The sequence below is a fragment of the Streptomyces sp. NPDC057565 genome (assembly GCF_042801455.1).
GTDB classification, from domain to species: domain Bacteria; phylum Actinomycetota; class Actinomycetes; order Streptomycetales; family Streptomycetaceae; genus Streptomyces; species Streptomyces yanii.
On sequence record NZ_JBHVFU010000040.1, the window covers coordinates 35,993 to 62,219 of the forward strand.

The window sequence follows — 26,227 nt, forward strand, 5'->3', positions numbered from 1 at the left end:
GGCTGATCGAGGAGCGTGCACGTGTTCTACCGGGCCAGGCTGCAGGCTGCTGCAGCCCTTGCTTCCCTTTCTCTGCTGGCCGGCTGCGGTCTGCTTTCCGATGATGACTCGGAGGCGAAGCAGAAGATAGTCGTCGGTACCACGAGCGAGCCCTCCACCCTTGATCCGGCGGCGGCCTGGGACAACTCGTGGGAGCTGATGCGCAACGTCTTCCAGACCCTGGTGAGCTTCCCCACCGGCAGTACTCGTCCGGAGCCCGACGCCGCGGACTCCTGTGTGTTCACGGACCGGACCAGCACGGCCTACCGCTGCACGCTCAAGGAGGGCCTGAAGTTCTCCAACGGGGACAAGCTCGACGCCGAGGCTGTGAAGTACTCCATCGACCGGATCACGACCATCAAGGTCAAGGGCGGCCCCCTTGGCATGCTCGGCTCGCTCGACCGGGTCGAGACCAAGGGCGACGACACCGTCGTCTTCCACCTGAACAGGCCGGACGCCACGTTCCCGTTCATTCTGGCCACCCCCGCGATGTCCCTCGTGGCGCCCAGCGACTACCCGAAGGACAAGCTCCGCGAGGACGGCAAGGTCACCGGATCGGGCCCGTACCTCCTGGACAGCTACGTGCCGGGGGACCGGGCCGAGCTGGTGAAGAACCAGGGCTACAAGGGCTTCGCCAACCGCAAGAACAACGCCGTGACCATCCGGTACTTCAAGGGGTCCGCCCCCCTGGTCGACGCGCTGAAGAAGAACGAGGTCGACGCCACCTACCGCGGTCTCACCGCGGAGGAGGTGGTGAGCCTCGAGGACAACAAGGACGAGAACAGCAAGCTGCAGCTGATCGAGACCGTCGGCGCCGACATCCGCTTCCTGGTCTTCAACCCGGAGGACCCGGCTGCCGGGAACCCCGCCGTCCGCCGGGCCGTCGCACAGCTCGTCGACCGGGACGCGCTCGTCGCCAAGATCTACCAGGGCACCGCCGAGCCACTGTATTCCATGATCCCCAAGGGTATCGCCGGCCACACCACCAGTTTCTTCGACACCTTCGGCAATCCGAGCCAGCAGAAGGCCAAGCAGATCCTGGCCAAGGCGGGCATCACCGAGCCCGTCGCGATGACGTTCTGGTACACCACCGACCGGTACGGCTCGTCGACGGAACCCGAGTTCGGTGAGCTGAAGCGTCAGCTGGAGGCGTCGGGTCTGTTCAAGATCACGCTGAAGGGCCTGCCGTGGAAGAAGTTCCAGGAGGGCTTCACCAAGGGCCAGTACCCGGTCTTCGGCCGCGGCTGGTTCCCGGACTTCCCGGACCCGGACAACTTCATCGCTCCCTTCGTGGGCAAGGAGAGTGTCACCGGGACGCCGTACAACAAGACCGAGATCACCCAGCACCTGCTGCCGCAGACCCGCCAGGAGAGCGACCGGGGCGCGGTCAGCAAGCAGTTCGAGCAGGCTCAGAACATCCTGGTCGACGACGTCCGGCTGCTGCCTCTGTGGCAGGGCAAGCTCTATGTCGCGGCGGGCGAGGACATCGGTGGCGGCGAGCGCGCCCTGGACCCGCAGACGGTCATGCAGATGTGGGAGCTGTACCGCAAGGCCAGCTGGTAGGACTCGCCCGGCCGGTTGTCAGTGGCCCCCGGTAGGTTCTGTGGTCAAGAACTGATTGCGTACCGGAGGTTGTTGAAGTGACTGACACCGACCTGCTGCCCGAGTCCTGGCGCGGCGTCCTCGGCGAAGAGCTGCAGAAGCCGTACTTCAAGGAGCTCACCGAGTTCGTCGAGGAGGAGCGGGCCAAGGGGCCGGTCTACCCGCCCCGCGAGCAGGTCTTTGCGGCCCTGGAAGCCACTCCGTACGACAAGGTGAAGGTCCTGGTCCTCGGCCAGGACCCGTACCACGGCGAGGGGCAGGGGCACGGGCTGTGCTTCTCCGTGCGGCCCGGCGTCAGGACACCGCCGTCCTTGCGGAACATCTACAAGGAGATGAAGGAGGAGCTCGGCCTGCCGGTTCCGGACAACGGGTATCTGATGCCGTGGGCCGAGCAGGGCGTCCTGCTGCTCAACGCCGTGCTGACGGTCCGCGCCGGCGAGGCCAACTCGCACAAGGGCAAGGGCTGGGAGAAGTTCACGGACGCGGTGATCCACGCGGTGTCCACGAGGCCCGATCCGGCGGTCTTCGTGCTCTGGGGCAACTACGCCCAGAAGAAGCTCCCTCTGATCGACGAGGAGCGCCATGTGGTGGTGAAGGGCGCACATCCGTCTCCGCTGTCCGCGAAGAAGTTCTTCGGCTCCCGTCCGTTCACGCAGATCAACGAGGCGATCGCGGCGCAGGGACACCAGGCCATCGACTGGCGCATCCCCGATCTGGGCTGACCCGCCCGGAGCCGCCTTAGCCCGAGCCTGAGCGGGATTGCCGGTGCCAGCCGCTAGCGTCGCCGTGACCGGAATCGAACGGGCTCCACCGGGCCCGATCGACGTCGACCGGGGTGAACCGGGGACGGCTGGACACATGCGAGGGAGACCGCGGTGACAGAGCAGCAGGAGGCGTCGGCGGATGCCGTCATGACCAGGATCGGCCAGGCGATCATGCTGCTCCATGGCGGCGACCGGGAAGAGGCCCGTAACCGCTTCGGGGCGATCTGGGCGGAGATCGGTGAGGAGGGCGACGCCCTGCACCGCTGCACCCTCGCGCACTACATGGCCGACACCCAGGACGATCCCGGTGACGAACTGGCATGGGATCTGAGGGCGTTGACCGCAGCCGACGGGCTCTCCGACGGGCGCGTCGCGGAACACGGGGACTCGCTCGCGGTGCGGGTCTTCTATCCCTCGCTCCACCTCAACCTTGCGGCGGACTATGTGAAGCTCCAACGCCCCGACGCGGCCCGGGTCCATCTGGACCGGGCCCGGAAGGCGTCGGAGGTTCTCGCGGACGACGGGTACGGCGGAGGGGTGCGCGCGGCGATCGGCCGGCTGGAGCGGCGGCTTCGGGAGCTGTGAGCCGAGGTCTGTCGCGGATCGTTGCGGCCCGTCCGTTGTCGGCGGACCGCAACGATCCGAGTCGGCCGGATCCCGGCGGGATCCGCGACCGACGGTGCATTCAGCGGCCGTAGGTGTCCTCGCAGATCCGGGCCGCGGGGCTGCCCGCGGACCAGCCCCCGTAGCCCCGGCCGAGCGCGCAGACATTCGTCCCGGTGACGGGGACGGTCGGCGGATTCAGCACCCGCGCGGCTGCGGGCGGGGCATGACGAGGCCGGGGGACTCCGACGTGCTCCCGCTGCTGCGGGGCGCGTGGCGAGGTGCGTCGGGTGTCCGACGGCGCCTTCGCCGGCCGGCCGGAGGCCCTCGGTGACGGCTTCGGGTCGGGGACCGCCTCCAGGCTGTCCCGGACCGGCGGCCCCACGATCTGGGGCGCCAGGTCCTGGACGGGCCTGCTGGTCTCGGGCCGGGGCGCAATGCCCGACCGGGGCTCCACGGACACACAGCCGGTGACGGCAGTGACTGCCACGCCGACCAGGAGCTTCACGGTGATACTGGTTCGCTGCACCTGGGCAACTCTGCTGTGCGGGCAGGGCGCCGCGCGAGTCGGCCGGTGATGATTGGCCCTCACGAGTGACCCCGGTCAGCGCAGCGCCCCGGCTGTCGACCGGGTGCGTGGGATTCGGGTCAGTCGCCGGTCGCGCCGTCGATCCGCTCCCGGACCAGGTCGGCGTGGCCGTTGTGCCGCGCGTACTCCTCGATCATGTGGGTGTAGATCCAGCGCAGGTTGAAGTGCTCGCCCTTGCGGCTGCGGCCGATCGACAGGTCGTCGAGCCCGTGCTTCGCGGCGATCTCCCGGGCCGCTTCGATCTCCGCCCGCCACGTGGTCCCGGCCTCCTCCCAGGTGTCCGCCTCGGTGGGGTGGAAGTCGCCGTCCTCGTCCTCCGCGGTGCAGTACAGCGACTTCGCTTCCTCGCCGGCCATGACGTTGCGGAACCAGTGGCGCTCCACTTCCGACATGTGCCGTACGAGCCCGAGCAGGCTGAGCTGCGACGGCGGTACGGACGTCTCCCGCAGCTGGGCGTCGGTGAGCCCCGCACATTTCAGCGCGAGCGTGTCGCGGTGATAGGCGAGCCAGCCCTCGAGCATCGGGCGTTCGGCGGCTGTGATGGCGGGTTCGGAGCGTTCGTCTGCGGTCATGCGGGGCATTCTTTCCCAGTGATCACGACCTGGCCAGATGTTATTCGCAGGGGGGTGTGAGCAACCCACGCAGCAGTTCGGCGAAGCCGGTGCGCAGCTCTTCCTCGGTCGGTACGGACCGGTGGTACGACCCCGCGGCGCACGAGAACATCAGACCTTCGCACCAGGCCACCAGGGAGAGGGCGTGTCGCTCGGGCGCGGCAGAACCGGCTGCCGTCATCAGCGCCACCAGGGGTTCGCGGAACTGTCCGCCCGTCGCGTCGAAGAACTCCCGAAGCTCCGGGCGCCGGGTGGCCTCAAGGGCCAGTTCGTAGCGGCAGATGAGCAGGTGGGGGTGGAGGGTCAGGTATCGGTGCAGGGCTGAGGCGAGGCTGCCGACGAGCGCGGCGACGCCGTGGGGCGGCCCACCCGCGGGTCCGGCGTCCGGTTCGCCGTCCGGCCTGCCCTCGGTGCTGGCCCCGGGCATCGGGAGTTGACCCGGGGCCAGGACCTGCGCCTCGCGCTCCGCCAGGCGCCGCACCGTCGCCTCCAGGAGCGCCTGCCGGGTGCGCGCGTAGTTGGATGTCGAGCCCTGGGGGATGCCGGCGCGTTCGTCGACTGCCCGGTGGGTGAGCCCTCGCATCCCGCGCTCGGCGAGAAGTGCCAGGGCGGCATCGGTGATCAGGTCCGCCCGGGAGGAGGCGCCGCCGGTGCGTGTGGTGCTGGGGGTCATGGGATCAACCTACCGCTGCGACTACACCTGTAGTACGTTGCTCTCGTTACTACAGGTGTAGTTCCGAGGAGGAGTCATGGACAAGCCCCATGCGGTCGTCATCGGCAGCGGAATCGGCGGCCTCACCGCCGCCGTGGCCCTCCACCGGCGCGGCTGGCAGGTCACCGTCCTGGAGCGGGCGGCCTCGCTGGAGCCCGTCGGTGCAGGCATCAGCCTGGCCCCCAACGCGCAGCGCGCCCTGGACGTCATCGGCCTCGGTGACCGGGTCCGGTCCCTGGCCGCCTGGCAGGGCGATGGCGGTATGCGCCGTCCGAGCGGCCGCTGGATCTCCCGGACGAACAGCGCTGCGGCGACCGAGCGGTTCGGCGGAGCGGTCGTCCTGCTGCACCGTGCGACCCTGATCGATGCTCTCGTGGCCGAACTCCCCGCATCCGTGATCCGAACCGGAACGACGGCGGAACTCGTGAACCCGGGCACCGCGGGCGGCGCCCGCGCCGTGGTCAGGACGCCCACCGCGGACATCGAGGCCGACCTCGTCATCGCAGCCGACGGCATCAACTCGGCCGTACGCACACACCTCTTCCCCGATCACCCCGGGCCGTCGTACGCCGGCTTCACCACCTGGCGCGTCGTCGTCCCCGCGCCCGAGCAGCCCTTCGCCCCGCACGAGACCTGGGGCCGCGGCGCCCTCTGGGGCACCCAGCCGCTCAAGGACGGCCGGATCTACGCGTACGCAGCCGCGGTCGCCCCCGCCGGAACCCGGGCCGCAGACGACGAGAAGGCAGAGCTGCTGCGCCGCTTCGGCGCGTGGCACGATCCGATTCCCGGGATCATCGCCGCCGTCGAACCCGACCAGGTCCTCCGCAACGATGTGCACCATCTGATCGACCCGCTGCCCGCATTCCACCGGGGCCGGACCGTCCTGGTCGGCGACGGCGCCCACGCCATGACGCCCAGCCTCGGACAGGGCGGCAATCAGGCCATCGAGGACGCAATCGTGCTCGCCCACCACGCGGCGCCCGACGCCGACCTCGGGACGGCGCTCGCCGCATACAGCGCGGACCGGCTCCCCCGGACGGGCGCCATCGTCCGCAAGGCTGCCCAGGTGGCCCGTCTGATGAGCCTGACCAGCGCCACCTCCGTCGGGGTGCGCGACACGCTGATGTCCGCCGTGTCCCGGCTCGGGCCGGCTCTGGTGCTGCGTACCTTCGACGGCATCGCGGACTGGCAGCCGCCGCAGCACACGTATGCTGCCCGGGCGAAGGGCATGCATATGACACAGCGTTAGACCGACCCCCAATTGCCGGTCGGTCCCAGTCAGAGGGAGACCCCAGTGAAGGTCGGCTGCATCGGGCTCGGCGACATCGCGCAGAAGGCATATCTGCCGGTCCTCACCACCTTGCCCGGGGTCGAACTGCATCTGCAGACCCGCACTCCCGCCACCCTCGCCGCCGTTGCCGCGTCCCACCGGATCCCGTCGGAGCAGTGCCACTCCGAGCTCGACTCGCTGATCGCCCAGGACCTGGACGCCGCCTTCGTCCACGCCCCGACCTCCGTACACCCGGAGATCACCGACCGCCTGCTCCGGGCCGGTGTCCCCACGTACGTGGACAAGCCGCTCGCCTACGAACTCGCCGATTCCGAGCGGCTGGTCAACCTCTCCGAGGAGCGCGGTGTCAGCCTGGCCGTCGGCTTCAACCGGCGGTTCGCCCCCGGCTACGCACAGTGCATCGAGCACCCGCGCGAGCTGATCCTCATGCAGAAGAACCGGGTGGGCCTGCCCGAGGAACCGCGCAGCATGGTGCTCGACGACTTCATCCATGTCGTCGACACCCTGCGCTTCCTGGTGCCGGGGCCGGTCGAGCACACCGTCGTACGGGCGCGGATCCGCGAAGGTCTGATGCACCATGTCGTGCTGCAGCTGTCCGGAGACGGATTCACCGCCATCGGCGCGATGAACCGGCTCAGCGGCTCGACGGAGGAGCGGCTCGAGGTCTCCGGGCAGGACTCCAAGCGTGAGGTCGTCAACCTTGCCGAGGTGATCGACCACAAGGGACAGCCGAGCCTGCGGCGGCGTGGTGACTGGGTGCCGGTGGCCCGTCAGCGCGGCATCGAGCAGTGCGTGCTGTCCTTCCTGGACGCCGTGCGCGCCGGGAAGCTGCTGAGCGCACGGGACGCGCTCGAGACGCACGAACTGTGCGAGCGCATTCTGCGGGACCTGGACTGGGCGTAGCGAAACCGCTGGTCAGGGCCGGTCCGGATGCGTCCCGTACGGGCCGGATGCAGGCTGGGGGGATGGACCGCCAGCCCGTGGAGGTGACCTGGTGAAGCCCCACGACGAGCCGCAGGGGTGGGGTGCTCTCCAGCCGCCGCCCGGCTACTACTCGGCGGACGGGCGACCACCCGACGCGATGCAGCGGGCCCTGATCCTGGACTGGGCGGTCAACCAGCGGATCGCGAGCGGCTGGCGGGTGGAGTCGCGCGCCGAGACGCAGGTCGTCATGGTCCGCGGGCAGCCGCTCAACCACGTGCTGCACGCCCTGCTCATGGTGTTCAGCTGCTTCCTGTGGGGCGCCGTGTGGGTGGCGCTGGCCGTGACGAACAAGGTCGAGCGGGTTGCCCTCACCGTCGATGCACAGGGGCACATCGTCTCCGTCAACGCCCCGTCATAACCGGCCCGCCGGAGCGGTCGCACCGACCGATTCCGCCCGGGTCCGCCGCCGGAGCGACCGCACACCCTCATAGGCGCAGAACGCCGCCAGCACCCCGAGCGCACCCTGCGCCGGCCAGTCGCCCAGCCGGACATAGAGCGTGGTGCCGGTGGCCAGCGGTACGTCGAACACGGCGGCCGCGCTGGTGTCCGTACCGAGCGGGGTTCCGATGCGACGCCCCTGTGCGTCGTACACCGTACTGATCCCGGTGAGTGTGGCGTGCACCATCGGGCGGCCGCTCTCCGCCGCCCGGAGGGCGCCCAGCGAGGCGTGCTGGGCGGGCGCCCAGCTGTGCTGGAACGTGGACGTCGACGACTGGGCGATCAGCAGCTGTGCCCCGTCCCCGGCAAGCCGCCTGCTCATGTCGGGGAACGCCGACTCGAAGCAGATCAGCGGACCTATGCGGAGCCTCTCCGCTCCGGCCCGGGACCGGGAGGAATACACCGGGGACGGCGGCTCGGGAACGGACATCACCACCTGCCGGTTCCCGCGCAGCCGGTCCTCGCCCGCCGCCTTGCCCACCGACGTCACCCAGCCGAGCACCGAACGAGCCGGAATGTACTCGCCGAACGGCACCAGGCGCATCTTGTCGTAGCGTTCCCCGGTCGGGCCGTTCGGCCCCACCAGCACCGCACTCTTGAAGATCCCCGTCCGGCCCGAGGTGTGGGTCTGCCGGGCATCCATATTGACCAGCACATCCGCGCCGACCTCGCGTGACAGCTTCGCGATCCTGGCTGCGAGATCCGGGCGTTGTGACAGGTCCTCGCCGACGCTGCTCTCGCCCCAGACGACCAGGTCGAGGTGTCGGCCCACCAGCGTGCGGGTCAGCTGCTCGCTGCGGGCGAAACGCAGCTCCACGCTGTTCGACCCTTCGACGACACCGGGTTGTACGACAGCGATCCGGGCCGCTCCCGCGGGCTCCGGCTGCGGCGCCCACCTCCATATCGCGCCCACTGCCAGCGCGCCCACCACGATGCCGACCGCCGCAGCCGTCCGGGCGGCGGACGTCACGAGCAGCAGGGTGACCGCGGTGTTCACCCCCACCACCAGGAGGCTCACCAGCCACACCCCTCCCACCGATGCCACCCGGAGCGCCACGGGCACCTGCCACTGGCTTGCGCCGAGCAGCCCCCAGGGGCCGCCGAGCGCATCCCAGGAGCGGGCCAGTTCGATCATCAGCCAGCCGGACGGGACCACGATCAGGGCCGCCCCGACCCTCGCGACGGACGGTGATCCGCCCAGCAGCCGGGAGACCAGCAGCCCCCACGGCGCCCAGAGCAGACCGAGGAACGCCGCCAGTATCACGAGGAACACGTGCAGGCTCGGCAGCAGCCAGTTGTGCACCGCGAGCAGGTAGCCCGTACCGCCGAGCCAGCCGTCGAGCGCGGCCCGCCGGCCCGTACCGGCCGACCGGATCAGCAGCAGCCACGGCACCAGCGCGACATACGCGAACCACCACAGAGCCGGGGCGGGAAAGGCGAGTGCGGGCAGTGCACCTGCGAGCAGCACAGCACCACCGCGCCACCAGGGCGACCGGAGCAGGCGCTCCCCCTGCTCACGCCGAACGGCCGGAATTCGCATGCCGCGCCTCCTCGTCCTGCCCGGTGAGCACAGTCCCCCTCTCCCTTCCCCAGTGTGGGGGGAGGGGAACAGCCGCGGCCAGAGGGAGGTGGGGCCGTTGGCGGGGATCAGCCGGGGGCGAGCTCCCCCGTGAGGCTGCGCCATTTCTCATGGACGGCCACGGTGCGGATCCGCCAGCCGATCTCCGTGCGCAACAGCCCGAACGCGTACCGGCCGCCGGAGACGAAGTTCGGTGCCGTGTTGCTGTCCGCGGCCCCGGTGGCGCCGTCGTCAGGCGTGCCCCGCAGCCGCATCGGGTTGAGGTAGTCGGCCTGCACGTCGGCCCGGTCGCCGGGATAACCCCCCAGGTCCTGGAGGTCCAGCCGACGGTTGACGATCAGATGCTGTCGTACGGGGAAGAGGCGCATGGTTTCCGCGAGCCACTGCGCGACCTCGGCTGCGGGTCCCTCGATGCCGCCCGCGCCGCGGTAGTCGGCGCGACCGTCCGGGGTGAACAGCTCCCGGTAGTCCTGCCAGGCGCTGTCGTCCACCGCCACCGCATAGCCGGTGATCACTGCATCGATGGACAGCTGGTCCATCACGGTTGCGAGAGCCACGCGCTGCGTCATCCGGTCAGTGTGTGCCCGCCGACCGCCGAGGCCAAGGGCCGTGCACGCGCGGCAGCGGTCCGGTCCTGATCCGGACGCCCGGGGTCCGGCACGGTGCGTGCCTCAGCAGGGGACCACGGCCACCGGCCCGAGCGCGTGCGTGAGCGTCGTCTGCGCGACCGGGGACAGCCCGAACCCGAGCTCCTCGCCGCCCTTTCGCCGCCCGATCACCGTGAGCGCGGCGGTTGCCGACGCCGTGACCAGGGTGCGCGACGCGGAGCCATGGGTCGGCTCCAGCACGAGCTCGACCTGCGGGTACTTCTCGCGTCGGCCTGCGGTGAGCTCCGCCAGGGTGCGCTCGGCGGCGCCCGCCGCCGCGTCCCGGTCGAAGGCGGGACCGCCGGAGAGCATCGACGAGAACATCGTCCAGCCGTGCACGATCCGCAGCCGCGCTCCGGGCCGGGCCGCTGCCGCCTCGAACGCGAACTCCAGTACTGCCTCGCTGCTTTCGTCGGCAGCCACTCCCGCGACAATGTCCGGGAATGTCTCGGCCGCGTCCACCGCGTCGTCGTCCCCCCGACCGCTGTGGATGACGACGACAGGGCACGTGGCCATCGAAGCCGTCGCAAGGCTGTTCGAGCCGATCAGCAGGGACCGGAATCCGCCCAGACCGCGGGAGCCCAGCACCAGCAGCGACGCGTTCCCGCCGAGCGAGGTCAGCGCGGCCACGGGGAAGTCGAGCGGGCTGAGCGTCGACGGGTGCAGGTCCGGAGCGACCAGCGACACCCGCCGTACGGACTCCGCGAGCAGTTCGTCGGCCTGTCGCTGCTGCGCCTCCTGGACGGTACGCCGACCGGGGACCCGGGCATGCACGATCGTCAGCGGAAGTCCTCGCCGGACGGCTTCACGCGCGGCCCAGTCGAGGGCCTCGTAGCTGTGCGAGGAACCGTCGACGGCGGCGATCACGGGAAGCTCGGTGGTGGTCATGGAGTCCTCCAGAGTCCGGCGGTGCATGTCCCGGTCCGGTAGGCGAACGCAGCATCCGGCAGGGACTTTCGGTCCTTTTCTACCCTGTGCGTCCGAGGCCCGGCCCTGCGGGTGCAGGTCCGGCCGCCTTCCGGCACCGGTCGGCGGCAGGACCCGGACCACCGCCAGGACCTGTTCGTACGCTACGGCCGGTCGCCCTCCGGCGCTCCGGCACGGGCCTGCGCGGCGGTTCCGGTCCCCGGCCGGGGCGGGCGCGGGCACGACACGCGGCGCCCCCATGGCTCCGGGCCGGGCCGAGAAGGTGGCGCGGCGCGCCACCGACGCATGGGGTGACGACCGGTACTTCGGGGGGCGTACGTCGGCTGCCTTCGGACGTACGACGACGCCGGGCGCCTCCCGCGGCATGCTCCGGGCATGGAGAACCAGCCCGCAGGGGCCACCACGACAGTGCCGGTGCGCAGCAGCGCAGTCGGCTCATCGCCGACCGCGCCCGTGTGGCGGAATGCGCGCCCGGTGGAGCGCCTCTGCTACGTGACCGGTGCACTCCTCGTCGTCTCCGGGCTGCTGCATCTGATCGTCTTCGCCGTCGACGGCGGCTCCTGGGACGGCCCGGTGTCCTGGCGCAAGCCCGTCACCTTCGGGGTCTCGTTCGGACTGACGCTCATCGCGCTCTGCTGGGTGGCTTCCTACCTGCGCATACGCCCCCGTACGCGTACCGTGCTGCTCGCGCTGTTCGCCGCCGACTGCGTGCTGGAGGTCGGCGGCATCACGCTCCAGGCGTGGCGCGGCGTACCGTCCCACTTCAACATGGAGACCCCCTTCGACACGGCGGTCTCCATGGCGCTGGCCGTCGGCGGGGGAGTGCTGGTCGTCATCCTCACCACCCTCGCGGTCGCCTCGTTCGTCAGTCGCCCGGACGGACCGACGGGCATGGCGCTCGCCCTGCGGGCCGGTTTCGCGATCCTGGTCGTCGGGCTGCTGTCCGGAGCGGGGATGATCGCCCGTGGTGTCTATCTGACACGCACCGGCCATCAGTCGGCCGGCTACGACTCCACGGCATCGGTGAAGCCACTGCACGCGGTGAGCCTGCACGCGATCCTGGTGCTGCCCCTGCTGGCCGAGGTGCTGGCCAGAACCTCGTGGAGCGCCCGCGCCCGTCGTACCGTCGTCCGCGCCGCCGTGGGGTGCTGTGCGGCCGCCGTGGGCGGGGCACTGGTGTGGGCGGTCGTCGCGTACTGACGAAGGCGGTGCAGGCGGCCGGGCGGTGAGGAGGCGGACTCGGGGCACATGATGCAAGCTGCGGAAAAGGCAACGGGCCGGGGGTGAACCGCGAAAGGCGATCATGAGCGCGAGGGATGCGAATGTCGGGAATGCCGGGGCCGCGGCCCGGGCCGACGCAGCGGCGGCCATCCGCGCGGCCGAACCGGCCGACGCAGCGCTGTCCGGTTGCGCGGCGCTGGTGACCGGCGCCTCCAGCGGCATCGGGGCGGCCACCGCCCTGGCACTGGCCCGGCAGGGTGCGGCTCTCGCGCTGGTCGCCCGTCGAGCCGACCGGCTGGAGGAACTGACCACCGCGATCCGGGAGCGGGGCGGCTCGTGCGTCGCCCTCACCGCCGACCTCCGCGACGCGACACAGGCCCGTCGTGCCGTGGAGGACGCCGTGGACCGGTTCGCACGGCTGGACGTATTGGTGAACAACGCCGGATACGTGGCGATCGGAGCCGTGGAGGAAGGCGACCCCGAGGAATGGGACCGGATGGTCGACCTCAACCTCAAGGCCGTTCTGCACATGTCGCAGGCAGCGCTGCCGCACCTGCTGCGCGCGGCTGCTGACGCCCCGCGCCGGGTCGCCGACCTGGTGAACGTCAGCTCGCTCGCGGGCCGGGTGGCCCGTAAGAACAACAGCGTCTATTCGGCGACGAAACACGCGGTCGGAGCATTCAGCGAGGCCCTGCGCCAGGAGGTCACGGGGCGCGGTGTCCGGGTGGGCCTCGTCGAGCCGGGGATGACCACGACGGAGATGTCGACCGGCGCCGGGTTCGCAGCCGCGCGTGGTCTGCCGCAGAGCACGTGGCTCGATGCCGAGGACATTGCCCGGGCCATCGCCTTCATGGTCACTCAGCCGCGGCACGCGGCGGTCAACGAGATCATGGTGCGCCCGACGGCCCAGGAACACTGAACCAATGTGCTGACCGCCTGCTCAACGGTCCCCGCATCGTCACCGCCCTCCAGGGGCAGGGCATCAGGAGTCTGCGAAGAAGGCCGACAAGCAGCCGACTTCCACGGGGCAGTACTGAGCGCCACCCGAGCACAGGGCTGACCAAACGTCTTGGGTCACGCCTCTATCCCTGTGGCTGGTTCCGGGTGCATCGTTGATCACGCGGGACCCCCGAAGCTTTTGGGCCCAGGTATCCCGTTCGGGCCCCGTCCTGTGCTGCGCGGCAGGCAGGGCCCGCCGCCCCTCCCGAACCTCCCCACGGGAGGGTCTGCGGCTGCGACGAGGTGAGTCCGGCCGGCCGCTGCCCACATCGGTCGCAGCACTAGCCCGCCGACTCACCCGCGTGCGGGCTCAGCACACCGGTTGCCACCAGGGCGAAAAGCACCAGGCCCAGCAGTACGCGGTAGATGACGAACGGCATGAAGCTCTTGGTCGTGATGAACTTCATGAACCAGGCGATGACCGCGTATCCGACCCCGAAGGCGATGAACGTCGCGAAGATCGTCGGCCCCCACGACACGTGCCCCTCGCCCGCGTCCTTCAGCTCGAAGACACCCGAGGCGAGCACCGCCGGGATCGCGAGCAGGAACGAGTAGCGGGCCGCTGCCTCGCGGGTGTAGCCCATCAGCAGACCGCCGCTGATCGTGGCGCCCGAGCGGGAGACGCCGGGGACCAGGGCCAGCGCCTGGCAGAAGCCGAAGATCAGGCCGTCCCTGACGCCGAGTTCCTTGAGGGACTTGCGCTCCCTGATCGCCCGGTGCTTGCCGCCCATCTCGTCGCGGGCGGCGAGACGGTCGGCGATGCCGAGGACGATGCCCATCACGATCAGGGTGGTGGCGATGAGGCGCAGGTCGCGGAACGGGCCCTCGATCTGGTCCTTGAAGGTCACGCCGAGGACGCCGATCGGGATGGAGCCCACGATGACGAGCCAGCCCATCTGCGCGTCGTGGTCGCTGCGCATCGACCGGTTGGTCAGCGAGCGGAACCAGGCCGAGACGATCCGGACGATGTCCTTCCGGAAGTAGATGAGGACTGCGGCCTCCGTGCCGATCTGGGTGATGGCGGTGAACGCCGCACCCGGGTCGGTCCAGCCGGCGAACGCTGCGGTGAGCCGCAGATGCGCGCTGGAGGAGATCGGCAGGAACTCGGTCAGTCCCTGAACAAGGCCCAGGACGAACGATTCGAACCAGCTCATGGGGCTTTGGCCATCCCGAAAGTGATCGTGCATCGGACGACGGCCTGCAGGGCCGTCGACAGCGTGCGGATTGCGGTCATATGGGGGACGGGCCACGGCGGGCCCGGTGATCGTCTGCGGTGCGCGGGCAGCGTATCGCCCTTGGATGAACGGGGTGACTACTGCCCCCGCACCCACAGCCGACCCCCGGTGGCGTCAGGGTGGCACCTGACCGCAGTCGGGCTCGGGTTCAGTCCGCGGCGAGGCGGTGCCGCTTGCGCCAGGCGACGACGGCCGCACCGACGCCCGTCAGCACGATGAAGCCCATGGCCGCCAGGAACGCGGGCGATGTCGGGGACGAGGCCTCGCTGCCCGCGACGACGTAGGCGGCGGTGTTCGGGATCGAGCCGAGCCCGGTGGCCACCAGGAACGGCGGATATCCCATCCGTGAGACCGCGGCGCAGTAGTTGGCGGCGGCGAACGGGACCCCTGGGAACAGCCGCAGCGCCAGCATCGAACGGAAGCCGTGCCGGCTCAGCTGCCCGTCCGCAGCCTTCAGCCAGCGCCCGCGCAGCAGCGTACGGAGCGCGTCCTGCCCCAGCACCCTGCCCAGCCCGAACGAGATGCCCGCGCCCAGCACCGTGCCCGCCAGGGCGGCGGCCAGACCGGCCTGCGACCCGAACAGCGCACCCGCGGCGAGGTTGAGGAGCGGCCGCGGCACGAACGCCACGGTGGACACGCCGTACGCGAGGCCGAACAGCAGGACCGCCGTGGCGCCACCGCTCAGCTGCGCCGGCCAGCCACGGGCCAGGAGGCGCTGCGGATCGAGGAGCAGCGTGGTCGCCGCGGCGGCCAGCAGCACGGCCACGAGCAGCGAGAACCGGGACCAGGGCGAGAGCAGCGCCCTCGTACAGCGCACGGCGAGGCCGGTGGCGGGCCGGGCGGCGGGGACGGGGTCGAGCATTCGGGGAGAGTAACCGACACCTGTGCGTGATCGCCGTAATGTGCACCGTATGAGCCCCGCAGCCGAAGCCGCTCCCGGCGTGCCGCCGAGCGAGCTCGCCGACACTGTGCTTGCGCGTCTGACGGTCGTCTACCCCACGGCCGCCGATCGCGCGCGGGCGGCCTCCGCTGCCGCATACATGAAGCACGTCGCCCTGTTTCTCGGCATCCCCACCCCGCAGCGCCGGGCCCTGTCACGTACGGTCCTGGACGGCACCGGGCGTCCCGACGAGGCGGACTGCGCGGCCGTCGCCCTGCGCTGCTGGAAGCTGCCCGAGCGGGAGTACCAGTACTTCGCGGCCGACTATCTGCGCCGCCACGCTCCCCGCTGCTCCTCCGGGTTCCTGCCCGTCGTACGACACCTCGTCTCCACCGTCCCCTGGTGGGACACCGTCGATGTGCTCGCCGCCCATGTCGCAGGACCGCTCGTCGCCGCCGCCCCGGAGCTGAAGGCGGTGATGGACGAGTGGATCGAGGACGACAACCTGTGGATCGCCCGCACCGCCCTGCTGCACCAGCTGCGCTACCGGGACGCCACCGACGCAGAACGGCTCTTCGGCTACTGCCTGCGCCGGGCGGATCACCCCGACTTCTTCATCCGCAAGGCGATCGGCTGGTGTCTGCGCGAGTACGCCAAGACCGATCCGTGTGCTGTACGGGACTTCGTCGACGGCGCCCGGGACCGGCTCTCGCCGCTGTCCGTACGCGAGGCCATGAAGCACCTCTGAGGCGCGGTCGGCGCCGAACTCCCTTTCCGGGCCCGGCGGAAAACCATTCGACGGGCCCACGGCCGTGGGCCATGATCGGACCCATGTTCCGGTACGCCTTCCTCGCAGCGCAGTCCGCAGTCGCGGACGCGCCGAAGGCTGCCGTCGTCCCTTCCTTCCTCGCTGCCACCGCAATCACCGCGGCAGCAGCCGCAGTCGACGCAGCAGCGTTCAGCGCTGCCGCAGCGCCCATCGGCGGCGCCCGAAGCTGACCCTCCCCCGACAGTCCGGCGGACCCCGTAAGGGGAGGGTCGGCGGGGCCCTGGGGTCTTCTCTCTCAGCTTCGAGTTTCCAAGGAATGAGCCATGCCCAAGACGGCATACGTGCGCACCAAGCCGCACCTCAACATCGGCACCATGGGCCACGTCGACCACGGCAAGACCACCCTGACAGCCGCCATCACCAAGGTCCTCAGTGACCGCGGCACCGGCACGTTCGTCCCGTTCGACCGCATCGACCGGGCGCCGGAGGAGGCACAGCGCGGCATCACCATCAACATCGCGCACGTCGAGTACGAGACCGACACCCGGCACTACGCGCACGTCGACATGCCCGGTCACGCCGACTACGTCAAGAACATGGTGACCGGCGCCGCACAGCTCGACGGGGCGATTCTCGTCGTGTCCGCGCTCGACGGGATCATGCCGCAGACCGCCGAGCACGTCCTGCTCGCCCGCCAGGTCGGCGTCGACCACATCGTCGTCGCCCTCAACAAGGCCGACGCGGGCGACCCGGAGCTGACCGACCTGGTCGAGCTGGAGGTCCGCGAGCTGCTCTCCGCGCACGGCTACGGCGGCGACACCGTCCCCGTCGTCCGCGTGTCGGGACTGAAGGCGCTGGCAGGCGACCCGCGTTGGACCGCCTCCGTCGAGGCGTTGCTGGACGCCGTCGACACATACGTACCGATGCCGGTGCGCTACACCGACGCGCCGTTCCTGCTGCCGGTGGAGAACGTCCTGACCATCACCGGCCGGGGCACGGTCGTCACCGGAGCCGTCGAGCGCGGCACCGTACGCGTCGGCGACCGGGTCTCCGTGCTCGGCGCGGACATCGAGACGGTCGTCACCGGCCTGGAGACCTTCGGCAAGCCGATGGAGTCCGCGCAGGCCGGTGACAACGTGGCGCTGCTCGTGCGCGGGGTGGAGCGCGACCGGGTCCGCCGCGGCCACGTGGTGGCGGCGCCCGGCAGCGTGACGCCGAGCCGCCGTTTCACCGCGCAGGTGTACGTCCTGTCGGCGCGGGAGGGCGGCCGGACCACGCCGGTCACCACCGGCTACCGGCCGCAGTTCTACATCCGTACCGCGGACGTCGTCGGGGACATCGACCTCGGCGAAGCGGCGGTGGCGCGCCCCGGCGACACGGTCACCATGACCGTCGAACTGGGCCGTGACACCCCGCTGGAGTCCGGGCTCGGCTTCGCGATCCGCGAGGGCGGCCGCACGGTCGGCGCGGGCACCGTCACCGGCCTGCTCTGATCCGGGCGCCGGGTCCGCCTCCCGACCCCACGGGAGGCGGACCCGGCGCCATGCGCGAGACTGACGGCATGGCAGACATTGCACTGGTACTCGGCGCAGGCGGCGGCACCGGCGGCGCCTGGGAGACCGGAATCCTGCACGGGCTCGCCGAGGCGGGCGTGGACCTGTCCACCGCGGATCTCGTCGTCGGAAGCTCCGCCGGGGCCCTCGTCGGCGCCCAGCTCGCGTCCGGACTGATCGGCCTCCCGGAACTGTACGCACGTCAGCTGGCCGATCCGCAGGGCGAAGTCGGCGGGAAACTCGGCACCGCCACCCTCATGCGCTACGCCCGCGCGGTGCTGACCTCCCGTACCCCGGAGGCGTACGGGCAGAAGCTGGCCCGGATGGCGCGGGAGACCCGGACCGCACTCACCGCGGCCGAACGGCAGGAGCTGATCGCGGGCCGACTCCCGTCGCCCGACTGGCCCGAGCGGCAGCTGCGGATCACCGCCGTCCACGCGGACACGGGTGAACTCCACATCTTCGACAAGGACAGCGGTATCCCGCTCGCCGACGCCGTCACCGCCAGCTGCGCCGTCCCCGCGGTCTGGCCGGTCGCCACCATCGACGGGCAGGGCTGGATCGACGGCGGGGTGCACTCCCCGGCCAACGCCCATCTGGCCGCAGGGTACGAGCGCGTCGTCGTCATCGCACCGACGGCCAGTGGCAACAAGGTGATCATCTCCCCCCGGTCCCAGGCCACCGACCTCGAAGCGAAGGGCGCCAGGGTCGCGGTCATCACCCCGGACGCGGCCGCCAAGAAGGCATTCGGCCGCAACTCCCTCGACCCGAGCCGCCGGGCCGCCGCCGCCCGCGCCGGACTCGCGCAGTCCGCCGCGCACACCGAAGCGGTCGCCGCGGTCGTCGGCAGCTGAACCGACACCCCACAATGGGGGAGTGAACGAGCCGATACCCGTGATCCGAGAAGTGGACCAGGGCACCGCCAGACTCCTTCCCGACGTGGACCGGGACCGGGCCTGGCTGCTCACGGTCGACGGCGCACCCCAGTCGTACGTCGACCTCGACGATCCGGTCCACCTGGAGTTCGAGTACGCCCGACGGCTCGCCCATGTCCTGGACTGTGCCACGGAACCGGACGCCCCCCTCGACGTACTCCACCTCGGCGGCGGCGCCCTCACCCTGCCCCGCTATGTCACCGCGACCCGGCCGGGGTCCCGGCAGGTCGTCGCCGAGGCCGACCTGGGCCTGCTCGCCCTGGTCGCCGAGCAGCTGCCACTCCCCGACGACAGCGGCATCACCGTGCACGGCACCGACGCCCGCGGGCTGCTGGAACAGACACCGCCCGGCACCGTCGACGTCCTGATCGCGGACGTGTTCGGCGGATCGCGCGTGCCCGCGCACCTCACCTCCGTCGAGTACGCGCAGGCGGCCGGGCGGGCTCTGCGGGACGACGGCGTCTATGCCGCCAACCTCGCCGACGGCGCACCCTTCGCATTCCTCCGCTCGCAACTGGCCAACTTCGCCACCGTCTTCGAAGAGCTCGCGCTGATCGCCGAACCGGCGGTACTGCGCGGCCGGCGCTTCGGGAACCACGTCCTCGTCGCCTCCCACAGACCCCTCGACACCGCGGCCCTGGCCCGCCGCTGCGCCGCGGACGTCTTCCCCGCCCGGGTCGAGCACGGCGCCGGTCTGGTCCGGCTCATCGGCGCGGCACGGCCGGTCGGGGACGCCGACGCGGTCGCCTCACCCGAGCCGCCCGACGGTTCCTTCGGTATCGGCTGACCGCGTCTTCCCTGACGCAACCTCGACGGTTGCGGGCCGGCGGGTGAGGTTGCGTACGTCGGGTACGAACAGCACGGCCACCGTGCAGAGCACGACCAGCGCCGCGCAGCCCCACAACGCCTGACCGCGCCCGACCAGGTCCTCCACCGGGCCGGCGACCGCGGTGGCCAGCGGCAGCATCGCCACCGATCCGAACCAGTCGTACGCCGATACGCGCGACAACTTCTCCTCCGGGATCTCCTGGTGCAGGGCCGTCATCCAGGAGACGCCGAACACTTCGATGGTCACGCCGCTGACGAACATCACCGCACTCAGCCCGGCCACCGGCAGCGGCACCGCCAGCGCCGCCGACGGCAGGGCCAGCGGGAAGACGCAGAGCGTCCCGGCGAGCAGGAGCCGCCGGGGTTTCCAGCGCATCATCAGCAGCGCCCCGCACAGCGTGCCGACCCCGAAGGCGGCGAGCGCGAATCCCCAGGGGCGGGCGCCGCCGAGCTCGTCCCTGGCGACCAGTGGCCCGTACACCGACTCGGCGGCACCGACCACGGCGACCACCACCGAGAATTGCGCCACGATCGACCACAGCCAGGGGCGGCCGATGAACTCCTGCCAGCCCTCTCGCAGATCGGACAGGAGTCCGCCGCCCGGCTCCCGCGGCGGGATGTGCGCGACATCCAGGAAGGCGCGCAGCGCACCGGCCACCGCGAAGGCCGCCGCGTCGACGGCCAGCACCCAGCCCGGATTCATCGCCGCGATCATGGCACCGCCGAGCGCGGCACCACCGATGGCGGCCCCGTGCATCGACATCCGGAAGAGCGCGAAGGCGCGGCCGGCCTGTTCGCCACTGACACTGGACATCAGCATGCCCTCGGCCGCCGGGTTGAAGAACGCCTGCCCGGTACCGCACAACGCCGTGAGCAGCATCATCTGCCACAGCTTCGGGTCGCCGGCCAGGACCAGCCAGGCGAACGCGGCCTGCGAGACACAGTTGAGCGCGTTCGCCGCCACCATCACCCGGTGGCGCGGCACCCGGTCCGCGATGGCGCCGCCGATGAGCAGGAACAGCACCAGCGGCGCGGTACGGGCGGCTGCCACCAGGCCGACGTCGCCGCCGTCGCCACCGGACTGCAGAACGGCGAACGCCGCCGCGATCAACGCACCGTGGGTACCCAGGCCGGTGATGATCGCGGCGGCGGTCAGCAGACTGTAGTTGCGGCCGGCCCAGGCGGGGCGGCGGATGCGGGGACGGGGGATGCCGGCAGGAGTCACCGAGGAACTATCGCTGCCGGGCCCCCGCCCTGCCAAATGCTTTGCCGGAGCAGGTGGAACAGGTCAGGAGGCGGTGACCTCGGTCAGCCGCACCGTGCTGAGGATCTTCATGATCGTGGCGTCCGGGAGCTCGTCCTTGACGGAGTCGGCACCGTAGAGGACCCAGGAGGAGAAGTCACCGTTCTTGTTCTTGAAGGTGAAGGCGAAGGTCTTGCCGTCGGAGTCGCACTTCTTCTTCTTGGTGACGTTGGGGGCGGTGGCCGTCACGAGGCTGCCGGTCAGACCCGACTGCGTGGTGTACTTCTTCGCCTTGCTGAACTTGATGGTCTTCTGCGGCATATGCTGCGCGTAGGCGGCCCATGCCCAGGTCCCGGCCTCGCTGTGGGCGTTGGCGTCGGCGTCCGTGGCACCCTCGGCGCCGCGGGTGCCCGCACTGGCCAGGCTGTACTCCTCCTTGGTGCCGTCCTTGTCGTCGTCGTCGACGCACCACTTCTTCTGGAAGTACGCCGGAGCGGAGAAGCCGATGAGGGGCGAGCCGTCGCCCTTCTTGTCGTCCTCGAAGTACGAGAACGTCCCGGGCGAACCGACCTCCCAGTCACCGGGTACGTCGAACTGGGTGCCCCACTTGGGGTTGGTGACGACCTTCCAGCCGGCGACGAGAGGCTTTGCGTCCCCGTCGGTGCCCCGCGGATTGGGCACCGCGGAGGACGTGTCCGCGGACGGCTTCGCGGGGGACGACGACGTTCCGTCGTCGGCGACGTCGGAGCCGCCCTTGTCGTCCTTGTTCATCACCACGACGCCGGTGACCACGGCGGCCACGACCACAGCGGTGGCTGCGACGATCGCGACGACGGTCGTCTTCTTCTTGTTGTCGCCCCCGGGCCGCGGTGCACCGGGCGGGCCCGGGACCGCGTACTGCGGCACGGTGGGCTGCTGGTACGGATTCGGCTGCGGATATCCCGGCTGCTGCCCCGGCTGGCCATGCTGCTGATATCCCGGCTGCTGATAGGGATTCGGCTGTTGGTACCCCGGCTGCTGATACGGGTTCTGATTCTGGTTCTGCGGGTTTTGCTCGCCCCCGGGCGGCTGCTGTCCTGGCCACATGGCGAGTAACCATAGAGGGACGGCGGCCGGTCGACCACGCCCGCCCCCGTGAAGGAACGGTCAAGGCGGTGGCCACGCGGATGCCGAAAGGGGAACGTGCGGGCGTGATCCAGGGATGGCCAAACACTCCTACCCGTGAGTAACCTTCGAATCATGAGCACTGAACAGATGACAGTCGGAGACATGCTCCTCGCGACGGTTCCGATGGCCAGGACCCTCAACCTCGAGTTCCTCGAGACGACCCCGGAACGCGCGGTCGTCCGGATGCCGGACCGGGCCGACTACCACAACCACGTCGGCGGACCGCACGCCGGAGCGATGTTCACGCTCGCGGAGTCGGCCAGCGGCGCGATCGTCATCGCCGCCTTCGGAGACCAGTTGTCCCGCGCCGTACCACTCGCCGTGAAGGCGGAGATCGGCTACAAGAAACTCGCGATGGGCGTCGTCACCGCGACCGCGACCCTCGGCCGGCCGGTCGCGGAGGTCGTCGCCGAACTCGACGAGGGCCGGCGGCCCGAATTCCCCGTCGTCATCGAGATCCAGCGTGCGGACGGCGCGGTCACCGGTGAGATGACCGTCGTGTGGACGCTCCGCCCGAACGCCTGAGGGACCTGCCTCCCCAGCCGGGCCGTCCCACCCCGTCGAGGGTGCGGGGCGGCCCGTCGCGCTGTCCGGGCAGATGGCACGACAGGTAGGCTGCCCGCCGTGCGCCGAGGAGTTGCCCGGCGGGCGACGGCACATCAGCACGGGAGGAACCGGCGTTGCACATCCAGGAGTGGCTGGAGACAGTCCCCGCGGTCAGCGTGTACGTCCTGGTGGGCGTCGTCATCGGTCTGGAGAGCCTGGGCATTCCGCTGCCGGGCGAGATCGTCCTCGTCAGCGCGTCGCTGCTGGCCGCCGGACACAGCGGCATCAACCCGGTGATCCTCGGTGCCTGCGCCTCCGCCGGGGCGATCATCGGGGACTCGATCGGATACGCCATCGGCCGCAGGGGCGGCCGGCCGCTCCTCGCCTGGCTCGGAGGGAAGTTCCCCAAGCACTGCGGCGAGGACCAGATCGCCATGGCGGAGCGGTCGTTCCAGAAGTGGGGCATGTGGGCGGTGTTCTTCGGCCGCTTCGTCGCACTGCTGCGTATCTTCGCCGGACCGCTGGCCGGCGTCCTGCGCATGCCGTACTGGAAGTTCCTGATCGCCAATGTGCTCGGCGGCATCGTCTGGGCGGGCGGCACCACGGCCGTCATCTACTCGGTCGGAGTCGTCGCCGAGGCCTGGCTCAAGCGCTTCTCCTGGCTCGGCCTGGTGGTCGCCGTGCTGATCGGGCTGACCTCGATGCTGGTCCTCAAGAACCGCGCCAAGAAGGCGGCCCGGTCCGTGGAACGTACCGTGGCCGAGCCGGGGACCGTACCGGCAGCGGACTGAGCCCGGGCAGCCCGGCTCACCGGGCCGCTCGCTCGTCCGTCATTCAGCCCTCGTGCGCCTGACGGTGCGCCTTGGCCAGCTCCACGTACCCGGCGGCATTGAACGTGATGCCTTCGAGCTCCTCCTCGGTCAGCTCCCGCTTGACCTTGGCGGGCACGCCCGCGACGAGCGAGCCCGGCGGAACCTGCATCCCCTGCGGGACCAGCGCCTGGGCCGCGATCAGTGAACCGGCGCCGATGTGCGCACCGTTGAGGACCGTGGCCCCCATGCCCACGAGAACGTCGTCCTCGACGGTGCAGCCGTGCAGCACGGCGTTGTGCCCGACCGAGACGCGCTCACCGACCGTGACGGGGAACCCGGGGTCGGCATGGACGCTGCAGTTGTCCTGGATGTTGCTGCCGGCGCCGATGGCGATGGGAGCGCAGTCGGCCCGCAGCACCGCCTGGTACCAGACGCTGGAGCCCGCGGCCAGGGTCACCTCGCCGATCACGACCGATGTCGGCGCGGTGAACGCGTCCGCGTCGATGTCCGGCTCGTGGCCGCCCATGCCCGTGATCAACGCCTGCTCTGCCATCGCCCGTTCCTCCGTGTCTCCGACCGTGGTTGTCCGTTCGCGCCAGGGGAACCGTATGCGACAGCCGCGCGGCCGCCGGTGAGTGGGGTGAACATCACAAGGGGTCGCGGTGACCGGTCAGGGCGCGCCGACTACGGTGAGCGAGTGCCCAAGAACAGCAACACGTTCTCCTCCCTCACCGCCTGGCGACGGCGCCTGCTGTCCCGGGCCGTCCACCGCGGCTGGCGTGCCGTACAGGAGGCGGGCGCGATCACCGCGGAACACCCGGGCGGGTTGCGGTTCGGCCGTATCGGCGAGGGGACCCGGCTGGCGTTCCCCCAGGGCACGGTCTTTGGGGAGCCGTGGATCGAGCTCGGCGACCACTGCATCATCGGCGAACAGGTCACCCTGACCGCCGGACTCATGCCGGACCTGGACCTCGGCTCGGAACCCATCCTGACTCTGGGGGACGGAGTGGTGCTCGGCCGAGGCAGCCACGTCGTCGCCGACACCACGGTGACCATCGGGTCGAACACGTACTGCGGACCGTACGTCTACATCACGTCGACGAACCACAGCTACGACGATCCGCACGAGCCGGTCGGCAGGCAGTGGCCGCGCATGGAGCCGGTCGCCATCGGACCCGGCTGCTGGATAGGCACGGGTGCGGTGGTCCTGCCGGGAGCCAGGCTCGGGCGCAACGTCGTGGTCGCGGCGGGCGCGGTGGTACGTGGCGAGGTGCCGGACCACGCGGTCGTGGCCGGTGCGCCCGCACGCGTCGTACGCAGTTGGGACCCCGAGAAGGGCTGGCAGCCGCCCCTGCGCACGCCCGCCCCGGTGCCGATCCCGGCGGGCGTGACGCCCGAGCAACTGCTGGCCGTCGCGGAACTGGAAGACAGCTAGTGCCCCTCCCGGCAAGCTTTGCCCCGTCGCGCCGCCCGGCACGCACGCTCGCCGCGTTGGCCAAAAGCCCTGGTAGCTCCGCTACCACGACTTCCGGCCGCCTTGCGATCGCACGCACCGGACGACGCTCCTCATGGGGCAAACATTGCCCGTCGCGGCACTAGGGCCTCTCCTCGGGGTATGCCCGGGCGTTGTCCGGCCTGATCCGCCGGACACCCCTGGCGCGAGCCCGCCGACTAACCGGTGGCGAGCAGCACCGTTCCCACCAGAGCCAGTCCGGCCCCCGCCGCCTGCACTCCGCGCAGCCGCTCGCCCAGCACCCCGCGCGCGGCCAGGGCCGTGATCACGGGATAGAGCGAGGCGAGTACGGCGGCCACGGTGACAGGGCCGTGCTGCGCGGCGATCGAGTAGGTGCCGTTGGCCGCGACATCGGCGAGGCCGACGAACGCCAGGGCGGGCAGCGAGGCCCGGATCACGGCCGCCCCGCCGACCTCGGGCAGCGCACGTCCTCCGCGGCGCACCGACACGTACAGGGCTGTACCGCCGACCGCGATATTGGTGAGGCGCTGCACGAAGAGCGCCAGGAACAGCCCGGAGACCGTCGTGGAAGCCTCCGCGATCAGCGACATCACCGTCCCGAAGCCGAACGCCGCCACCAGGGTCAGTACCACCGCCCGACGCTGGACCGGCGCCCCGCGCAGCTCCGGCCCGCCCGCCAGCACGATGCCCGCGACTGCCACGGCCACGCCCGCGAACTGCAGCAGACCGGGACGCTCACCGACGATCAGCCCGACACTCACCGGCACGGCGACGCCCAGCGATCCGAGCGGGGAGACGACCCCCATCGGACCGAGCGCCAGCGCCTTGTAGAAGCTCAGCATCGCGACCGGCCCGACCGCGCCCGCCGCGACGGCGAACCAGAGCTGCGGTCCCGCCTCGCTCCAGCCCCCGGTCGCGACCACGACGACGCCCAGCACGAGGGCTGCCACCGTCTGCGAGACGACGACCACGGTGAGCGCGGGCACTCGTCGCGTGAGCAGTCCGCCGCCGAAGTCGGCCAGCCCCCACAGCAGGCTGGTGGCCAGGGCGAACAGTGCTGTCATGACATGCCTCGCAGTACAGTGCGATGAACGGTGGGTGCACCACACCGTAGTGCAGTATTTTCGACTCTGTCATCCAGAATATTGGACGGAATGTGTCTGACCTCGACCAGCTCACGCAGTCGCTCGCGCGTAACCTCAAGCGCTGGCGCGGCGAACGCGGCTTCACCCTGGATGCCCTCGCCGCCCGCGCGGGCGTCAGCCGAGGCATGATCATCCAGATCGAACAGGCGCGCACCAACCCGAGCGTCGGCACCACCGTCAAGCTGGCCGACGCGTTGGGCGTCAGCATCACCACCCTGCTCGACTACGAGCAGGGCTCCCATGTGCGGTTGGTGCCCGAGAGCCAGGCGGTGCGCATGTGGTCCACCGAGGCGGGCAGCTCCACGACTCTCCTCGTCGGCACGGAGGCCAGGGGTCCCCTCGAACTCTGGTCCTGGCGCCTGATGCCCGGCGAGGCCAGCGCCTCCGACCCGCATCCCGAAGGCACCGTGGAACTCCTGCACGTCACCGCGGGTGTGCTCACCCTGGTCGTCGACGGCGAGGAGCACTCCGTACCCGCAGGGACCTCCGCCACCTTCGAGGCGCATCACCCGCATGTCTACCGCAATGACGGCGCCGAGCCCACCGAGCTCACCATGGCGGTCTCCATCCCTCCGGTGCGCTGAGTTCACCGGCTGAGACGGCCAACCGGATCCCGCGCAGGCCTTGTTACGTT

Annotated in this window: 29 protein-coding genes; 17 read left to right on the top strand and 12 right to left on the bottom strand. The window is 70.7% G+C overall.

All coding sequences use genetic code 11. The features are described from left to right. Positions 1-21: 21 nt before the first annotated feature. The 3 genes from ACFU8W_RS38100 to ACFU8W_RS38110 all read left to right on the top strand — a co-directional run bounded on the left by ACFU8W_RS38100 (position 22) and on the right by ACFU8W_RS38110 (position 2,990). Positions 22-1,602, top strand: a complete 1,581-nt coding sequence (locus tag ACFU8W_RS38100) for an ABC transporter substrate-binding protein (RefSeq protein ID WP_384047666.1) — start codon at positions 22-24, stop codon at positions 1,600-1,602. A gap of 77 nt (positions 1,603-1,679) precedes the next feature. Further along, positions 1,680-2,363 (top strand): uracil-DNA glycosylase, encoded by a 684-nt coding sequence (locus ACFU8W_RS38105; protein ID WP_345511839.1) that lies wholly within the window; start codon positions 1,680-1,682, stop codon positions 2,361-2,363. Between the two features lie 153 nt (positions 2,364-2,516). After that, entirely contained in the window at positions 2,517-2,990 is a 474-nt protein-coding gene (locus tag ACFU8W_RS38110; RefSeq protein WP_345511838.1) for a hypothetical protein, read from the top strand. A 100-nt stretch (positions 2,991-3,090) separates the two neighbouring features. Here the strand turns inward: ACFU8W_RS38110 and ACFU8W_RS38115 are convergent, their stop codons facing one another. From ACFU8W_RS38115 to ACFU8W_RS38125, 3 genes are all read right to left on the bottom strand, one after another. Beyond that, positions 3,091-3,537: a hypothetical protein gene (locus ACFU8W_RS38115; RefSeq protein WP_384047670.1), complete on the bottom strand. Its 447-nt coding sequence runs from the start codon at positions 3,535-3,537 to the stop codon at positions 3,091-3,093. Between the two features lie 119 nt (positions 3,538-3,656). Continuing rightward, a complete protein-coding gene (locus tag ACFU8W_RS38120; protein ID WP_384047673.1) occupies positions 3,657-4,169 on the bottom strand; it encodes a DinB family protein in 513 nt (170 codons plus the stop codon). Positions 4,170-4,209: 40 nt separating this feature from the next. After that, the gene (locus tag ACFU8W_RS38125; protein ID WP_384047676.1) at positions 4,210-4,881 is read right to left on the bottom strand and encodes a TetR/AcrR family transcriptional regulator; all 672 of its coding nucleotides are present in this window, start codon (positions 4,879-4,881) and stop codon (positions 4,210-4,212) included. 76 nt (positions 4,882-4,957) lie between these two features. On the opposite strand from ACFU8W_RS38125, the gene ACFU8W_RS38130 reads away from it, so the two are divergent. From ACFU8W_RS38130 to ACFU8W_RS38140, 3 genes are all read left to right on the top strand, one after another. Beyond that, positions 4,958-6,169, top strand: coding sequence for an FAD-dependent monooxygenase (locus ACFU8W_RS38130; protein WP_384047679.1), 1,212 nt, complete (start codon positions 4,958-4,960; stop codon positions 6,167-6,169). 45 nt (positions 6,170-6,214) lie between these two features. Next, complete coding sequence (locus ACFU8W_RS38135; RefSeq protein WP_384047682.1) at positions 6,215-7,114, top strand: Gfo/Idh/MocA family protein; 900 nt, start codon at positions 6,215-6,217, stop codon at positions 7,112-7,114. Positions 7,115-7,205: 91 nt separating this feature from the next. Continuing rightward, complete coding sequence (locus ACFU8W_RS38140) at positions 7,206-7,553, top strand: hypothetical protein (protein ID WP_327247557.1); 348 nt, start codon at positions 7,206-7,208, stop codon at positions 7,551-7,553. Here the strand turns inward: ACFU8W_RS38140 and lnt are convergent. The 3 genes from lnt to ACFU8W_RS38155 form a co-directional block, all read right to left on the bottom strand. Then, positions 7,548-9,173, bottom strand: coding sequence for an apolipoprotein N-acyltransferase (lnt, locus tag ACFU8W_RS38145; RefSeq protein WP_384047686.1), 1,626 nt, complete (start codon positions 9,171-9,173; stop codon positions 7,548-7,550). The genes ACFU8W_RS38140 and lnt overlap by 6 nt on opposite strands. Positions 9,174-9,280: 107 nt before the next feature. After that, positions 9,281-9,781 carry a nuclear transport factor 2 family protein gene (locus ACFU8W_RS38150; RefSeq protein ID WP_384047689.1) on the bottom strand — a complete coding sequence of 167 codons (501 nt, stop codon included), beginning with the start codon at positions 9,779-9,781 and terminating at the stop codon, positions 9,281-9,283. Positions 9,782-9,883: 102 nt separating this feature from the next. After that, on the bottom strand, positions 9,884-10,747 hold the full coding sequence (locus ACFU8W_RS38155) for a universal stress protein (RefSeq protein ID WP_345511826.1): 864 nt from the start codon (positions 10,745-10,747) through the stop codon (positions 9,884-9,886). 414 nt (positions 10,748-11,161) lie between these two features. Here ACFU8W_RS38155 and ACFU8W_RS38160 point away from each other — a divergent pair, with 414 nt between their 5' ends. Continuing rightward, on the top strand, positions 11,162-11,986 hold the full coding sequence (locus ACFU8W_RS38160) for a hypothetical protein (protein ID WP_384047693.1): 825 nt from the start codon (positions 11,162-11,164) through the stop codon (positions 11,984-11,986). 103 nt (positions 11,987-12,089) lie between these two features. Further along, positions 12,090-12,926 carry an SDR family oxidoreductase gene (locus tag ACFU8W_RS38165; protein WP_384047696.1) on the top strand — a complete coding sequence of 279 codons (837 nt, stop codon included), beginning with the start codon at positions 12,090-12,092 and terminating at the stop codon, positions 12,924-12,926. 361 nt (positions 12,927-13,287) lie between these two features. Here the strand turns inward: ACFU8W_RS38165 and ACFU8W_RS38170 are convergent, their stop codons facing one another. Then, positions 13,288-14,160 carry an undecaprenyl-diphosphate phosphatase gene (locus ACFU8W_RS38170; protein ID WP_384047699.1) on the bottom strand — a complete coding sequence of 291 codons (873 nt, stop codon included), beginning with the start codon at positions 14,158-14,160 and terminating at the stop codon, positions 13,288-13,290. A 229-nt stretch (positions 14,161-14,389) separates the two neighbouring features. Further along, positions 14,390-15,103: a TVP38/TMEM64 family protein gene (locus ACFU8W_RS38175; protein ID WP_384047702.1), complete on the bottom strand. Its 714-nt coding sequence runs from the start codon at positions 15,101-15,103 to the stop codon at positions 14,390-14,392. Between the two features lie 49 nt (positions 15,104-15,152). Between ACFU8W_RS38175 and ACFU8W_RS38180 the strand changes: the two genes are divergently transcribed. The 5 genes from ACFU8W_RS38180 (at position 15,153) to ACFU8W_RS38200 (ending at position 19,165) form a co-directional block, all read left to right on the top strand. Continuing rightward, the gene (locus tag ACFU8W_RS38180) at positions 15,153-15,869 is read left to right on the top strand and encodes a DNA alkylation repair protein (protein WP_384047705.1); all 717 of its coding nucleotides are present in this window, start codon (positions 15,153-15,155) and stop codon (positions 15,867-15,869) included. An 83-nt stretch (positions 15,870-15,952) separates the two neighbouring features. Next, on the top strand, positions 15,953-16,120 hold the full coding sequence (locus ACFU8W_RS38185) for a hypothetical protein (RefSeq protein ID WP_345511820.1): 168 nt from the start codon (positions 15,953-15,955) through the stop codon (positions 16,118-16,120). A 93-nt stretch (positions 16,121-16,213) separates the two neighbouring features. Further along, entirely contained in the window at positions 16,214-17,383 is a 1,170-nt protein-coding gene (tuf, locus tag ACFU8W_RS38190) for an elongation factor Tu (RefSeq protein WP_037690479.1), read from the top strand. A gap of 68 nt (positions 17,384-17,451) precedes the next feature. Next, entirely contained in the window at positions 17,452-18,297 is an 846-nt protein-coding gene (locus ACFU8W_RS38195) for a patatin-like phospholipase family protein (RefSeq protein WP_384047709.1), read from the top strand. Positions 18,298-18,319: 22 nt separating this feature from the next. After that, positions 18,320-19,165: a spermidine synthase gene (locus ACFU8W_RS38200; protein ID WP_384047712.1), complete on the top strand. Its 846-nt coding sequence runs from the start codon at positions 18,320-18,322 to the stop codon at positions 19,163-19,165. On the opposite strand, the gene ACFU8W_RS38205 is transcribed toward ACFU8W_RS38200, so the two are convergent. Together ACFU8W_RS38205 and ACFU8W_RS38210 are read right to left on the bottom strand one after the other, a co-directional pair. Continuing rightward, positions 19,127-20,431: an MFS transporter gene (locus ACFU8W_RS38205; RefSeq protein ID WP_384047715.1), complete on the bottom strand. Its 1,305-nt coding sequence runs from the start codon at positions 20,429-20,431 to the stop codon at positions 19,127-19,129. The two genes, ACFU8W_RS38200 and ACFU8W_RS38205, sit on opposite strands and share 39 nt — an antisense overlap. A 63-nt stretch (positions 20,432-20,494) precedes the next feature. Beyond that, the gene (locus ACFU8W_RS38210; RefSeq protein ID WP_384047718.1) at positions 20,495-21,535 is read right to left on the bottom strand and encodes a hypothetical protein; all 1,041 of its coding nucleotides are present in this window, start codon (positions 21,533-21,535) and stop codon (positions 20,495-20,497) included. A gap of 168 nt (positions 21,536-21,703) precedes the next feature. Between ACFU8W_RS38210 and ACFU8W_RS38215 the strand changes: the two genes are divergently transcribed. Together ACFU8W_RS38215 and ACFU8W_RS38220 are read left to right on the top strand one after the other, a co-directional pair. Beyond that, positions 21,704-22,141 carry a DUF4442 domain-containing protein gene (locus ACFU8W_RS38215; RefSeq protein ID WP_384047783.1) on the top strand — a complete coding sequence of 146 codons (438 nt, stop codon included), beginning with the start codon at positions 21,704-21,706 and terminating at the stop codon, positions 22,139-22,141. 155 nt (positions 22,142-22,296) lie between these two features. Then, positions 22,297-22,953, top strand: a complete 657-nt coding sequence (locus ACFU8W_RS38220) for a DedA family protein (RefSeq protein ID WP_384047721.1) — start codon at positions 22,297-22,299, stop codon at positions 22,951-22,953. A gap of 43 nt (positions 22,954-22,996) precedes the next feature. Here ACFU8W_RS38220 and ACFU8W_RS38225 read toward each other — a convergent pair whose 3' ends face one another. Beyond that, the gene (locus ACFU8W_RS38225; protein WP_345511813.1) at positions 22,997-23,527 is read right to left on the bottom strand and encodes a gamma carbonic anhydrase family protein; all 531 of its coding nucleotides are present in this window, start codon (positions 23,525-23,527) and stop codon (positions 22,997-22,999) included. Between the two features lie 144 nt (positions 23,528-23,671). Between ACFU8W_RS38225 and ACFU8W_RS38230 the strand changes: the two genes are divergently transcribed. Next, positions 23,672-24,409 carry an acyltransferase gene (locus ACFU8W_RS38230; RefSeq protein ID WP_345511812.1) on the top strand — a complete coding sequence of 246 codons (738 nt, stop codon included), beginning with the start codon at positions 23,672-23,674 and terminating at the stop codon, positions 24,407-24,409. A gap of 236 nt (positions 24,410-24,645) precedes the next feature. On the opposite strand, the gene ACFU8W_RS38235 is transcribed toward ACFU8W_RS38230, so the two are convergent. Beyond that, positions 24,646-25,512 (bottom strand): EamA family transporter, encoded by an 867-nt coding sequence (locus ACFU8W_RS38235; RefSeq protein ID WP_384047725.1) that lies wholly within the window; start codon positions 25,510-25,512, stop codon positions 24,646-24,648. Positions 25,513-25,604: 92 nt separating this feature from the next. Between ACFU8W_RS38235 and ACFU8W_RS38240 the strand changes: the two genes are divergently transcribed. Then, a complete protein-coding gene (locus ACFU8W_RS38240) occupies positions 25,605-26,177 on the top strand; it encodes a helix-turn-helix domain-containing protein (RefSeq protein ID WP_384047728.1) in 573 nt (190 codons plus the stop codon). The last annotated feature ends 50 nt before the right edge of the window (positions 26,178-26,227 follow it).